This window comes from Achromobacter insolitus, assembly GCF_002209555.1.
Lineage (GTDB): Bacteria > Pseudomonadota > Gammaproteobacteria > Burkholderiales > Burkholderiaceae_B > Achromobacter > Achromobacter insolitus.
The window spans coordinates 53,474-66,852 of sequence record NZ_NJIF01000001.1; the positions used below are offsets into that span (position 1 = coordinate 53,474).

The following is a 13,379-nucleotide window of genomic DNA, read 5'->3' on the forward strand; positions in this document are numbered from 1 at the left end:
CCGCGCCGGCGAACTACCGAATTCTTGGCCTGTTGCGCTGCTGGACCCGTGGTTAGTGGCGATTCTTGCGTTGCCCGCTGCTTGCGGCCGCGCGGGCGGCCGCAAGCAGCATACGTGGTGGTGGTCGTCGTGGCTATCCGCGCTTGCGCGAATGCGAGGAACTGCTTGCTAATGGCACCGGCATCTGGGGTGTGGGCGGTGATGGGTGGCGCGCGGCGAGCAGCCGTTTACGCATCGAGATCCGTTCGCGCGCGCCACCCATCCGGCGGCGGAGTTGAAATAACGATGTTCGCTGACTGTGTCTTGGCGCTTGAGATCAGCCACCAACAGCGCGCAGCGTCATCGCAAATCGCAAGACACCGCGTAAGCCCCAAGAGGCCGCCCGGGCGGCCGGCATGGGGCGGGCCCCGCAAGACCCGCCTCCACTACGCCGCTCGTGAAAAAAATGCCAAGGACACCGCTCGCCCCAGGCCCACGGCGCGGCTGGCGTCTTAAGAACCAACGCCGCCCAGCCATAGACTCATGCGGCCTGAACCACATCCCAAGTCACCGCATGACACCGCAGCTGACGTCCGCCAACGCTGGCAACCGCCGGCGCCTCCAGCTTGCACTGCTCCCGCGCCATCGCACACCGGGGATGAAACGTACACCCCGACGGCGGCGAAATAGGATTGGGAACCTCTCCCCCCATCGGCTCCCGATCCCGCCGCGGATCGTCCAGGTCCGGAATCGTATCCAGCAGCATCCGCGTATACGGATGCTGTGGCGAATCGAACAACTGATCGGCAGGCGCCTGTTCCACGATCCGCCCCAGGTACATCACCGCCACGCTGTCCGACACGTGCCGCACCACCGACAGGTTGTGGCTGATGAACACATAAGTCAGCCCGAACTCCTTCTGCAGATCCCCCATCAAGTTCAGGATCTGCGCCTGCACCGACACGTCCAGCGCCGAGGTCGGTTCGTCGCACACCAGGAATTCCGCCTCGGTGGCCAGCGCCCGCGCGATCGAAATCCGCTGGCGCTGGCCGCCAGAGAACTCGTGCGGAAAGCGACCGGCGTCGCTGGCGGACAGGCCCACCAGCTCCAGCAGCTCGTCGACGCGACGCCGCGTCTCGGTTGGCGTGGCCCGCAAGCCCAGCGTCGTGATCGGTTCGGCCACGATATTGCCCACCCGCCAGCGCGGATTCAGGCTGGCATACGGATCCTGGAAGATCATCTGCGGATGCAGCACTCCGCCCTTGCGGTTGCGCCCGTACCGCAACGTTCCGCGCGTCGGCGCCACCAGTCCCACCAGCAACTTCGCCAGCGTCGACTTGCCGCAGCCCGATTCGCCCACGATGCTCAGCGTCGTGCCTCGCGGCACGGATAGCGACACCCCGTCCACCGCCTTCAGCGTCTGCTCGGGCTGCCGCGACAAGGTGCGTTCCAACCAGGGCGGCGACACGTCGAACCAGCAGGCCAGGTCTTCGGCCCGCAACAGCACATCATCGTTATGCGGCATGGGCGACTCCTCCTTGATGCAGCCAGCAGGCGCTGACGGTAGCCCCGGTCGGGGACGCCGCCAGCGGCGGGCGCTGCTGGCCGCAGCGCGGACCCGCCATGGCGCAACGCGGGTGGAAAGCACAGCCGTCGGGCATGGCGTGCAGGCGCGGCATGGCGCCGTCGATCTGGTTCAGCCGGGCAGCACGCTGGCGCAGGCCGGGAATCGCGTTCATCAGGCCCTGCGTGTAGGGATGGCCCGGGCGACGCAAAACGTCCAGCACCGGCCCGATCTCGACGATGCGGCCCGCGTACATCACCGCCACGCGGTCGGCGGTCTCGGCGATTACCCCCATGTCGTGCGTCACCAGCAGCACCGACGTGCCCTGCTCTCGGCACAGGCGGCGCAACAGCGCCGTGATCTGCGCCTGCACAGACACGTCCAGCGCCGTGGTCGGTTCGTCCGCGATGATGAGCGCAGGCCGGGCCGCCAAGGCCAGCGCGATCACCACGCGCTGGCGCATGCCGCCGGAAAACTGGTGCGGGTAGTGATCGATGCGCTTGTCGGCCGCGGGGATGCCCACCGCAAGCAGCAGCTCCAGCGCCCGCTGGCGCGCGGCCTGCGCCGTGACCTTGTCATGGTGGCGGATCGTCTCGACCAGTTGGTCTCCCACCGTGAATAGCGGATGCAGGCTGGTCAGCGGATCCTGGAAGATCGCGCCGATCTCCTTGCCGCGCAAGCGCTGGCGCGCCTTGGGCGGCAGATCGTCGATGCGCCTGCCCGCCAGGCGGATCTCGCCGCCCCCCAGCCGGCCTGGCGGTTCCAGCAGGCCGATCACCGCCATGCCGGTCAGCGATTTTCCCGCGCCGGACTCACCGACCATGCCCAGGATCTCTCCCGGGTGAATGTCGAAACTGATGTCGCGCGTCGCGACCAGAACGCCGTGGCGAGTAGGAAACTCGACCGACAGTCCGCGCACCGACAAGGTCGGGCCGGCGCTGGTGTTGGCCGCGGCTGGCGGCTGCGCGGTGCTTGGGACGATTGCCATCATGACGGACTCCTTGCCGGACGCGGATAGCTGGAGGAAAAAATCTGTTCGACCGGAGGATGGCCCCAGGTGCGGTCCGGGTAGCGGCCCACCAGTCCGTCGAACTGCATCTGCGCCTGCTCTTGCGCCAGGCGCGCGTCAAAACCGGGGATATGGCCATCCACCATGACGAAACGGCCATCGATGACCACCTGCGACACGTCGCGCCCGCTGCCGCTCACCATCAGCGTCTGTATCGGGTCTACCAGTTGGCCGTTGCGGTCATGCGAAAAATCGAAGACCACGATGTCGGCCTTGGCGCCCACGGCCAGCCGCCCCAGGTCCGGCCGCCCGAGCGCATCGGCGCCGCCCACCGTGGCCGCGTCGTAGTAGTCCTCTGAGCGCACCGCCTCGGTCGAACCTTCGGTCACACGGCACAGCATCATTCCCACCTGCATGTTCAGCACCATGTCGGGCGGCCAGGTGTCCGTGCCCATGCCGATATTCACGCCCATCCTGCGGTAACGCGCAAACGATTCCAGCGTAGCGCCGTGCCGTCCCGACACCAGGGGGCAATGCACGATGCTCGCACCCGAATCGCGGATGATCTCCACGTCGCGCCCCGGCCGGTCGATATGGCGTGTGCCCGACACATAAGTGCCGTGCGGCAGCAGGGCGCGCTCGGACAGGAAATCCAGGCTTTGCAGCCACTCCGGCGGGCTCATGCCGTGCTGCTCCAGCACCAGGTCGTACTCCAGGCGCGACTGACAGCAGTGCAGCCGGATCGGCAGGTTCCGTTCGCGCGCCGCCGTCGCGGAAGCGCGCAACAGCGCCGGCGTGCAGGTTTCGATGCGGTCCGGCGACAGCATGCCGCGCACGCGGCCATTGTGCCGGCCCTCCACTTCGTCGCAGAAAGCCAGGGCGTCGGCCAGCCCCGCCATGCCACGGGCTTCATCGTAGTGGCAACGGATCTTGCCATCGGCGTCTACATAGGTATGGCCGCTACGGTAGGCCGGACCCAGATAGACGCGCAGACCCAGTTCGCCGGCTGCATGGGCCGCTGACAGGAACTCATCGCGGGTCTCGCCCCATACTCGGTAGAACAGCGAAGCAATCGGCAGCGCCGTGGTAATGCCGTTCCTGATCAACTGGGCAAAAGCGTAGCGCTTCTGGAATGCCAGCTCGGCCGCGGAGTACATCTCGTACGGCCCCTGCTTCATATAGGTCTCGGGCCAGATACGGCCCTTCCTCCAGGCGGGCGAGTTGTCGAAACCCAGGATGGTCGTATCCAGGTCCGACAGCGCATCCAGGTCCACGAACCCCGGGCCGATCAGCGCCCGCCCATAATCGCGGCGCTGGGCGACCTGGCCGGGATAACGGTGGCCCACGTACAGGATGCGGTCGCCTTCGAATACCACCTCGCCGTTCTCGTACAGGCAATGGCGGCCGTTCTCGTGGCCTACCACCCAGCGGGCGGTGAGCAGGATGGGCCCCTGTAGCGCGCTCATTACGGCGCCTCCGCCAGGGCGCGTCCGCCACGCGCGACCACGCGCCCGCTCTTGACGACCAGCTTGCGCACGGGACGCGAGACGATGGCTTGCGCCACCGTCTCGGCATCCACCAGCACGAAATCGGCGCGGCAGCCCGGCGCGAGGCCGTAATCGGACAGGCCCATCACCTGCGCATTGCCGTAGGTGGCCACATGCAGCGCCAGTTCCAGTTCGTCATCGCGGCGGAAGTTATTGCGCAAGCCCACCAGCATGGTGCGTTCCAGCATGTCCGGCTTGCCGTACGGCCCCCAGGTATCGCGCATGCCGTCATTGCCCGTGCAGACCGTCACACCGGCCGCGTGCAGCCGCGCCACGTTCGGCACTGGCCGCGAGGCCGAGCCCGTGGTCATGATGTGCACGCCGGCCTTCAGCAAGCCTTCCGTGAGGGCCTGTACCGCCTGCGTGTCCGGCATGCCCAGACAGAAGGAATGCGACAGCGTCACCTTGCCCTGCATGCCCAGCGCCAGCACGCGGTCTATGGTCATCTGCATCGAAAACGCACCCAGCTCGCCGGCCTCGTGCAAATGGATGTCGATGGGTTTGCCATGCTTTTCGGCCAGGCCGAAAATGGCGTCCAGATGCCCCTTGGGATCACGGTCCATGCCGGCCGGATCCAATCCGCCCACGACTTCCGCGCCCATGCGCAGGGCCTCGTCCATCAGTTCCAGCGTGCCCGGACGGATCAGCAGTCCGCTCTGCGGGAACGCCACGATTTCCACGTCGATCTGGTCGCGATACTGTTCACGCGCGCGCATCACGCCTTCGATCGCGCCCAGCCCGATGTCCGTGTCCACGTCCACATGGCTGCGGATGTGGCTGGTGCCGTCGCCGATCGACATCACCAGCTGTCGGGCCGATTGGCGGTACGGATCGATGCCCAGGCGCTTTTTTTCGGCGCGCTCGTTCTCGATCTTGTCGATCAGGCGCGGGCCGACCTCGTTGCGGTACCAGGGCATGCCGTACATGGTCTTGTCCAGATGCGCGTGGGCATCGATCAGGCCCGGCAGCATCAGGGCGCCCTCCCCGTCCACGACTTCCACCCCGGCGGGGACCGGTCCGCCCAGCGCCTGGATGCGGCCGTCGCGCACCAGCACCGAGGTAATCTCGCCGCCTGCGGGGCGGACTTGGGTATACAGCGTTGCGTTTTCCATGGTTCTACTCTTGTCGGTTTGCGTTCAGCGCAAACGGGGGTTCAGGGCATCGCGCAGCCAATCGCCCAGCAAGTTCACGACCAGCACGATCAGGCTCAGGTACAGCGCGGGAAACACCACCACCCACCACTGTCCCGAAAACAGGAACTGGTTGCCCAGGCGGATCAGCGTGCCCAGCGAAGGCTCGGTAGGGGGCATGCCCACGCCCAGGAAACTGAGCGTGGCCTCGATCAGGATCGCCAGGCCCAGGTTCAGCGTGGCGGTCACCATGACCGGCGTCAACGTGTTGGGCAGGATGTGCGTCAGCATGATGCGCAGCGAACTCACCCGGATCAGGCGCGCGGCCTGCACGTACTCCTTGCCCCGCTCCACCAGTGCCGAGGCCCGCACCGTCCGCGCGTATTGCACCCAGTTGGTCATCGAGATCGCCAGGATCAGGATCACCGCGGACAGCGTTTCGCGCATCCCGGGCGGCAGCAGCTGGCGGAACACCGCCGTGACCAGGATCGCGACCAGAATGGTCGGGATGCTGAGCAGCGTGTCGCCCAGGCGCATCAGCGCGTTGTCGATCCAGCCGCCGAAATAGCCGGCCGCCAGCCCCACCAGCAGACCGATCGCCAACGACAGCACCACGGTCGCCAGTCCGATCACCAGCGACATGCGGGAACCGTACAGGATGGCGGACCAGACATCGCGGCCCTGCGTGTCCGTGCCCAGCAGGAACTGCGGATCCGAGCCGGCCTCCCAGACGGGCGGCAACTCCGCGTTCAGCAGGTCCAACTGCGCCAGGTCATACGGATTCTGCGGCGCGATCCAGGGCGCGAACACCGCCAGCAACACCACGGCCAGCAACACGATGCCCGCCCCCATGGCCACGTAGTCCTGGCGCAGGCTCCACCACAGATCGCTTCGAAGGAAGCGTGCAAGCCGGCCCTCGCCCGCTCCGGCAAATGGTTTAGTGAGCATTGGCTCCCCCCTTGACGTGCTGGCTGCGCAGGCGCGGATCGACCACGCCATACATCATGTCCACCAGCGTGTTCAACGCCACGAAGATGAAGGACACGATCACCAGGTAGGCGGCCATGACAGGAATGTCCACGAACATGACCGATTGGATGAACAGCAACCCCATTCCCGGCCACTGGAACACCGTTTCCGTAATCAGCGCGAAGGCGATCAGGTTGCCGATCTGCATGCCGGTCACGGTGATCACGGGCATCAGGCAATTGCGCAGGGCCAGCCGGAAATGCACCACCCGGTCCGGCAGACCGCGCGCCCGCGCGAATTTGATGAACTCGGTGCGCAGCGTCTCCAGCATCTCGGCCCGCACCAGGCGCATGATCAAGGTGATCTGGAACAGCGCCAGCGTGATAGACGGCAGTACCAACGCGGCGCGCCCCGACGGCGTAAGCAGGCCTGTGGTCCACCAGCCTATCTTCACCGTGTCGCCGCGCCCGAAGCCCGGCAGCCAGCCCAGTTGCACCGAAAAGATCAGGATCAGCATGATCCCCACCACGAAGCTGGGCAGCGATATGCCCAGGATGGAGACGAACTGCAGCGCCTGCGCCAGCCGCGACTTGCGGTAGATGGCGGTCAGCACGCCTAGCGGCACGCCGATGATCAGCGACAGCAGCGTCGCCATCAGGACCAGTTCGAACGTCGCAGGAAAGCGCTCGGCCACCAGCGCGAACACGTCTTGCTGGTTACGGTAGGAAATACCGAATTCCCCCTGGGCCGCGTTGGTCACGAAATGCACGAACTGCATGCCCACGGAAGCGTTCAGGCCCAGCCGTTCGCGCAGTTCATCGCGCTGCGTCTGCGAGGCCTGCTCATTGAGCATCATGTCGACGGGGTCGCCGACGAACCGGAAGATCACAAAGGCCAGCAACGCTACCGCCAGCATGACGCCGACTGCGTTAAAGACCCTTCTCACTATGAATGCCAACATCTGCGGCTCCCTTCAGACCGTTGTCGTTCCCAGGACCGCCGGCGGGCGGCGGCTTGCGGCGTCATTGCATGCGCACAGTCCACAGGCGCGCCTTGTTGTCCGGCATCTGGAGGACTTCACCCACGTTCTGGCCCACGGCCCAGGCCATGGGCTGTTGATGCAACGGCACGAAGCGCACGTCGTCGTGCAGCGTCTGCAGCACGCCGGCCATCATCTGCACGCGCTTGGGACGGTCCATTTCGGCCGCGGCCGCATCGATCCTGGCGTCCAGCGCCGGATCGCCCCATTGCCCCCAGTTGAAGACGCCAGCGGGGCCGCTGCGGCTGTGCATCACCTGCAGCAGGATGGAAAGCGCGTCGATCTGCGGCTCGTTGGCCCAGCCATGGATGGTGATGTCGAACTCGCCACGCGAACGTTTGGGGTTCTGCAGGGAGCGCGGGCCGCTGGCCAGCGAGGCCTTGACGCCAATACGCGCCCACATGGACGCAGCCGCCTGGCAGATTTCCTCCTCGTTGACGAACATATCGTTCGAGCACAGCAGCGACACCGTGAATCCGTCCGGGTAGCCGGCCTCGGCCAACAACTTCTTGGCGCGGGCGGCGTCAAACGGCAGGCGCTCTTCCTGCTTGGGCTCGTAGCCCGGAATGGATGGCGCCACCAGCGCGCCCGTCGTACGCGACAGGCCGCGCATCACGCGCTTCTGGATCAGCTCCGGCGACAAAGCCATGTACAGCGCCTGGCGCACCCGCAGATCCTTCAACGGGTTCTTGTCGGTGATGTTGGAGCCGACCAGCTTGTCGCCCAGGTTGAAGCCGAAGTACAGCGTGCGCAGCTCGGTGGAGGCCAGCACCTTGACGTTGGTTGCCGCGCGCAGCCGGTCCAGGTCCTGCAGCGGCGCATTCTCGGTAAAGTTGATGTCGCCCGACAGCAAGGCCGCCACCCGCGTGGGCGCGGAGGCGATGGGCGTGAATTCGATGCGGTCCAGATTGTGGCGCGGCTTGTCCCACCACCCCGGGTTGACGACCAGCACGGTGCGCGTGTCGGGACGGTAGGACTCCACCTTGAAGGGGCCGGTGCCGTTGGCGTTGTGCGTGGCGTAGCCTTCGATCTTCTTGGCGGCGTCGGTGGGCTTCAGGCTGTTGTTGTCCACCAGCCACTGGCGGTTGAAGATGAAGATGTTGGTCAGGTCATTGAGCATCAGCGGGTACGGATGCGTCATTTCAATATCCACCGTGTAATCGTCCACCTTGCGCACCGCCTTGAAGGCCGGCAGGTTGCCCTTCAATGGCGAGGCGTCATCCGAAACACGGGTCATCGAAGCCACCACGTCGTCCGCCGAAAACGGCGCGCCATTGTGGAACTTCACCCCTTTGCGCAAGTGAAAACGCAATACCGTGGGCGAGGTGCTCTCCCAGGATTCCGCCAAGGCGGGCGTGATGTTGAACTTGTCGTCATAGCGGATCAGCGCTTCGTACACATGGTTCAGGAACGCGAGGTTGAACGTGCTGCCGTAGGAATACGGATCCAGCGAATCCAGGTCCCGGGCGGCGCCCCACTTCAACGTGTTGGCGGCGCTGGCCCCGGTCATGGCCGACAGCGCGATCACGGCGCCCGCGGTCCACTTGAGCAAAGTCTTCATGGCTGCAACTCTCCCTTGTGTATCGGTCTGATCTCGCCGGGGTCGTGCCCGGCGCGGTGGGTACGGCAAAAAGCTAGGAATGCGCGTCCGCGCGGATGAGAGACAAACGCTGCGCGCGCTCCAGGGACGCAAGCGCGAGCACCTGGGCCAGGGCGGCGCGGTAGGAATCGATGATGGGAACGGCAGGCAGGCGCGGCAGGCTGGGCAGGTAGCCGGCCAGCGCGGCGCCGGCCACGATGACGACGTCCGCTCCCTGCGCCACTGCGGCGTCCAGCGCCCGGCTGACGTGCAGCGCGGACTCCGCCGAACGCGAGACATAGTCCAGGGCATTGCCCGGCAGGGCCAGGATGGCGGCGCACCGGGACTCCAGCCCCAGTTGGCGGATCAGTTCACGCAGCATGCCGGGCCAGCGCTGCCCCACTGTCACGATGGCGTAGCGGTCGCCCCGCTGCATGGCGCTCATGATCGAGGCCTCGGCCATGCCGACGACGGGCACATCCAGGCGTTCGCGCACCGCGCCGATGCCGGGCTCGCCGAAACACGCCAGCAGGCAGGCGTCGAACCCAGCCGGCGTTTCCACCGCCTTCTCCACGACGTCCAGCACGGCGTGGGCAGCGATGGCCGCCTCCGCCCGGCTGGCGATATAGGCAGGGCCGAACCCGGCCGTGACGGCATGGATATGGACCGAACCGCCGTAAAAGGCCTCGGCCTGACTGGCCAGGCTGGAGGTCAGTTCGGACGTCGTGTTGCCATTGACCACCAACAGGCGGTATGGCGAAGAAACGGACTGCGCGGTGGCGGCGGCCTGGGGTACTGCGGACATGGATCAGCCTTTTGATTTGTATACAAACAATAAGATTCTTTTAAGACAATCCAGATTGTTTTGTATAAAAACTTGTATACGATTTATGTCGCCAATGTACTCCGCACAATTGCGGCGACAAGCTATCGCTAACCCTTAGCCCAGGGTGTAGTATGCTTTCCGCACTGAGAAAAATGCGCGCCGGCAGCGTCTGCCGCACTATTCCAATACTCTGAAAGCGCGCAGGCATAGGAGCCAAAGAAGAAGATGAAGTCCCTCGCGCCACCGGCCAACGAGCCCGCCAAGAAAGACGTCAGCCGCAACGAAATCGTATACAAAAACTTGCGCCGCGCCATCATCGAGCAGGCCCTGCTACCCGGCGACAAGCTGCCCGAGGACATCATCGGCGAGCGTTTCGGCGTCAGTCGAACCATCGTGCGGGGCGTGCTGACGCGCCTGTTCAGCGAAGGGCTGGTGGATTTGCGGCCGAATCGCGGTGCCGCGGTGGCCCGGCCCAGCCTGGAAGAGGCGCATGACATCTTCGAGGCGCGCCGCTGCCTGGAACGCGACGTCGCGCGCCGGCTGCTGCAGCACATCACAGAAGCCGGTTTGGCCCGGCTGGAGCAGCACGTTGCCCAGGAAGAGGAAGCCCGCAAGCGCAACAGCACCAACGAGTCCATCCGGCTGTCCGGAGAATTCCACATCCTGATGGCGGAGCTCTCGGGCAACGCCGTGTATGCGCGCTATGTCAATGAAATCGTGTCGCGCTGCTCGCTGATCCTGGCCCTTTACGGCCGTCCGCATTCGAGCGAATGCGCGGTCAGCGAACATATGGAGATCGTGACGGGCTTGCGCGCGCGCGACGAAAAGCACGTGCTGCACCTGCTGGAGCATCACCTGGAGTCGGTGACCGCGCGCGCCCTGCTGACCGCGGACGGCCCGGGCGTGCGCGATATCCGCAAGATCCTGGACCGTTACGGCACGTAGGGGCGGCCCCGCCCGACGGGCGTGCCGCAGCCCCCAACGAAAAAGCGCCCGGTTCGGGCGCTTTTTGGTTCAGGAAGGCTAGATTTCGCGTTCTTCCGTCTTGAGGTTGTTGTCGCGAGCGAAATCCACCACGAACTTGTACGCCAGCGGTTCCAGATCGCGCAAACGCAAATCGACCACGATCCCGCGCACGCCGTCGATCACGACGGGCAGCACATAGGGCGAATAGGTGAGGTGGTTACCGGCACAGCCGGCGGGCCGGAATTGTGCCATTACGCCGGCGAGCCGTTCCGCCCAGTCGCTGGGGCGAAAGCGGCTACCGCTTTCGGTAACGCCATGAATTACGAATTGTCTGACGCGAGTTGCCATGAGTTCTTCACTACAGCGCGCCCTTCACGAAAGCCGGATCTTCGGCGTGATCAAACATGCGCCCTGCGCCGCGAATTGTATATGATTGATCCTTTGCCCTCTTTCAAAAAGCGATTCGCCCGGGGAAACCGGCTGCCAGGCAGGCAACTTCCGGCCCGCAGCTCCAGACCGGCAGCTTCCGACAGGAACTCCGGCCAGTCCCGGCGAAATCCGCTTCATCCCCAGGAGGATCCGCAATGACCTCGCCTCTGGCCAACATCTACTCACGGCTGCCCGTAGCGTTCACGCACGGCCAGGGAGTCTGGCTGTGGGATGACCAGGGCCGCAAGTACCTGGACGCGCTGGCTGGCATCGGCGTGTCCTGCCTGGGGCACGCCCATCCGAAGTTGGTGGCAGCCATCAGCGAGCAGGCCGCCCGCGTCATCCATACCTCGAACATCTACGAAGTGCCGCAGCAGACCGCGCTGGCCGCCCGCCTGACCGAACTGTCCGGCATGCAGGAAGTCGCGTTCAACAATAGCGGCTCCGAAGCCAACGAAGCCGCGATCAAGCTGGCGCGCTACTACGCCTACCAGCGCGGCAACAAGCACGCCCACATCATCACCATGGATTCGTCCTGGCATGGCCGCACCCTGGCCACGCTGGCGGCCACGGGAAGCGAAAAGGCGCGCAAAGGCTTCGAACCGCTGCCCTCGGGCTTCATCCAGGTGCCCTACAACAGCGTGGACGCGGTGCGCTCCGCCGGCGACGCTGAACCGCGCGTGGCCGCCGTTCTGCTTGAAGTGCTGCAAGGCGAAGGCGGCATCCGCCCCTCCGATATCGCCTATCTCCAGGAAGTGCGCCGACTCTGCACCGAGCGCGGCTGGCTGCTGATGATCGACGAAGTCCAGTCCGGCATCGGCCGCACCGGCAAATGGTTCGCCCACCAGTGGGCCGACATCGTGCCCGACGTCATGACCCTGGCCAAGGGCCTGGCGGGCGGCGTGCCCATCGGCGCCATGCTTGCCGCCGGCCCCGCCGCCGGCGTCCTCACGCCCGGCAGCCATGGCACCACGTTCGGCGGCGGTCCGCTGGTGTGCGCGGCCGGGCTGGCCGTACTGGACGCGCTGGAATCCGAAAGATTGCTGGACAACGCCCACACCGTGGGCCAGCACCTGCAAGCCGCCCTGGCCAATGCCTTGGCCGGCACGCGGGGCGTCACCGAAATCCGAGGCCGAGGCCTGATGCTGGGCATCGAGCTTGCCCGCCCCTGCGGCGTGCTCGCCATGCGCGCCATGGAGGCAGGGCTGCTCATCAACGTTACGCGCGACCGCGTCATCCGCATGTTGCCGCCGCTGATCCTCAGCCGTGACGAAGCCGACCGCATCGTCGCCATCCTGGTTCCGCTCATCCAGGAATTCCTGGCCGAAACACCATAAAATCAACGTCCCGTCCGGGCCATGAGCCTGGCCGGGCCCTATGACCTGCGACATCACCATGACTCCTCCCACGACCCAAAACGGCCCGTTGCGGCACTTCCTGCAGTTCAAGGACTTCTCGTCCGCCGAGATCGCCTATGTGCTGGACCGCGCACGCCTGATCAAGGACAAGTTCAAGCGCTATGAACCCCACATGCCGCTGCACGACCGCACGCTGGCGATGGTGTTCGAAAAGGCCAGCACGCGCACTCGCGTGTCGTTCGAGGCCGGCATGTACCAGATGGGCGGTTCGGTCATCAACCTGACCTCCAACGATTCGCAGCTGGGCCGCTCCGAGCCCATCGAAGACACCGCGCGCGTCATTTCGCGCATGGTCGATATCGTCATGATCCGCACGTTCGAGCAAACGCGCATCGAGCGCTTCGCCTCGCATTCGCGCGTGCCCGTGATAAACGGCCTGACCAACGAATTCCACCCCTGCCAGATCCTGGCGGACATCTTCACCTACATCGAGCACCGCGGCCCCATCGCCGGCAAGACGGTAGCCTGGGTGGGCGACGCCAACAACATGGCATACACCTGGCTGCAGGCCGCCGAAATGCTGGGCTTCACGCTGCATGTGTCCACCCCGGCCGGGTACGAGCTCGAAGCCTCGCGCATCGGCACTCCGCTAGCCAAGGTGCTGCGCCAGTTCAAGGACCCCATGGAAGCCTGCAAGGGCGCGCACCTGGTCACCACCGACGTATGGACCAGTATGGGCTATGAAGCCGAAAACGAAGAGCGCCGCGCTGCCTTCGCCGACTGGTGCGTGGACGCCGAAATGATGGCCGCCGCCGATCCCGCAGCCGTGTTCATGCATTGCCTGCCCGCCCACCGCGGCGAGGAAGTCACGGGCGAAGTCATCGACGGCCCGCAAAGCGTGGTCTGGGACGAAGCCGAAAACCGCCTGCACGTGCAAAAGGCGCTGATGGAGTTCCTGCTGCTGGGCCAGATCAAGTAAGGCCC

General features: G+C 65.4%; 12 protein-coding genes. 3 read left to right on the top strand and 9 right to left on the bottom strand.

What is annotated here, in order from left to right:
• Nucleotides 1-520: 520 nt before the first annotated feature.
• From CEY08_RS00225 to CEY08_RS00260, 8 genes are all read right to left on the bottom strand, one after another.
• Nucleotides 521-1,504 carry an ABC transporter ATP-binding protein gene (locus tag CEY08_RS00225; protein ID WP_076812237.1) on the bottom strand — a complete coding sequence of 328 codons (984 nt, stop codon included), beginning with the start codon at nucleotides 1,502-1,504 and terminating at the stop codon, nucleotides 521-523.
• Nucleotides 1,494-2,534 carry an ABC transporter ATP-binding protein gene (locus CEY08_RS00230; RefSeq protein WP_084738514.1) on the bottom strand — a complete coding sequence of 347 codons (1,041 nt, stop codon included), beginning with the start codon at nucleotides 2,532-2,534 and terminating at the stop codon, nucleotides 1,494-1,496. Before CEY08_RS00230 ends, CEY08_RS00225 begins: the two co-directional genes overlap by 11 nt.
• Nucleotides 2,531-4,018, bottom strand: coding sequence for an amidohydrolase family protein (locus tag CEY08_RS00235; protein WP_076812234.1), 1,488 nt, complete (start codon nucleotides 4,016-4,018; stop codon nucleotides 2,531-2,533). Before CEY08_RS00235 ends, CEY08_RS00230 begins: the two co-directional genes overlap by 4 nt.
• On the bottom strand, nucleotides 4,018-5,211 hold the full coding sequence (locus CEY08_RS00240; RefSeq protein WP_076812231.1) for an amidohydrolase family protein: 1,194 nt from the start codon (nucleotides 5,209-5,211) through the stop codon (nucleotides 4,018-4,020). The genes CEY08_RS00235 and CEY08_RS00240 overlap by 1 nt, the downstream gene beginning before the upstream one ends.
• Before the next feature lie 24 nt (nucleotides 5,212-5,235).
• Nucleotides 5,236-6,177 (bottom strand): ABC transporter permease, encoded by a 942-nt coding sequence (locus CEY08_RS00245; protein ID WP_042796869.1) that lies wholly within the window; start codon nucleotides 6,175-6,177, stop codon nucleotides 5,236-5,238.
• The gene (locus CEY08_RS00250; RefSeq protein ID WP_063641605.1) at nucleotides 6,167-7,159 is read right to left on the bottom strand and encodes an ABC transporter permease; all 993 of its coding nucleotides are present in this window, start codon (nucleotides 7,157-7,159) and stop codon (nucleotides 6,167-6,169) included. Before CEY08_RS00250 ends, CEY08_RS00245 begins: the two co-directional genes overlap by 11 nt.
• A gap of 61 nt (nucleotides 7,160-7,220) precedes the next feature.
• Entirely contained in the window at nucleotides 7,221-8,798 is a 1,578-nt protein-coding gene (locus tag CEY08_RS00255) for an ABC transporter substrate-binding protein (protein ID WP_042792715.1), read from the bottom strand.
• 73 nt (nucleotides 8,799-8,871) lie between these two features.
• Complete coding sequence (locus CEY08_RS00260) at nucleotides 8,872-9,621, bottom strand: aspartate/glutamate racemase family protein (RefSeq protein ID WP_076812228.1); 750 nt, start codon at nucleotides 9,619-9,621, stop codon at nucleotides 8,872-8,874.
• Nucleotides 9,622-9,867: 246 nt separating this feature from the next.
• Here CEY08_RS00260 and CEY08_RS00265 point away from each other — a divergent pair, with 246 nt between their 5' ends.
• Nucleotides 9,868-10,587, top strand: a complete 720-nt coding sequence (locus tag CEY08_RS00265) for a GntR family transcriptional regulator (protein WP_076812225.1) — start codon at nucleotides 9,868-9,870, stop codon at nucleotides 10,585-10,587.
• 78 nt (nucleotides 10,588-10,665) lie between these two features.
• Here CEY08_RS00265 and CEY08_RS00270 read toward each other — a convergent pair whose 3' ends face one another.
• Entirely contained in the window at nucleotides 10,666-10,956 is a 291-nt protein-coding gene (locus CEY08_RS00270; RefSeq protein WP_013392635.1) for a DUF3579 domain-containing protein, read from the bottom strand.
• Between the two features lie 236 nt (nucleotides 10,957-11,192).
• Here CEY08_RS00270 and CEY08_RS00275 point away from each other — a divergent pair, with 236 nt between their 5' ends.
• Together CEY08_RS00275 and argF are read left to right on the top strand one after the other, a co-directional pair.
• Complete coding sequence (locus CEY08_RS00275; protein ID WP_076812222.1) at nucleotides 11,193-12,374, top strand: aspartate aminotransferase family protein; 1,182 nt, start codon at nucleotides 11,193-11,195, stop codon at nucleotides 12,372-12,374.
• Nucleotides 12,375-12,432: 58 nt separating this feature from the next.
• A complete protein-coding gene (gene argF, locus CEY08_RS00280) occupies nucleotides 12,433-13,374 on the top strand; it encodes an ornithine carbamoyltransferase (RefSeq protein WP_076817569.1) in 942 nt (313 codons plus the stop codon).
• Nucleotides 13,375-13,379 lie beyond the last annotated feature (5 nt).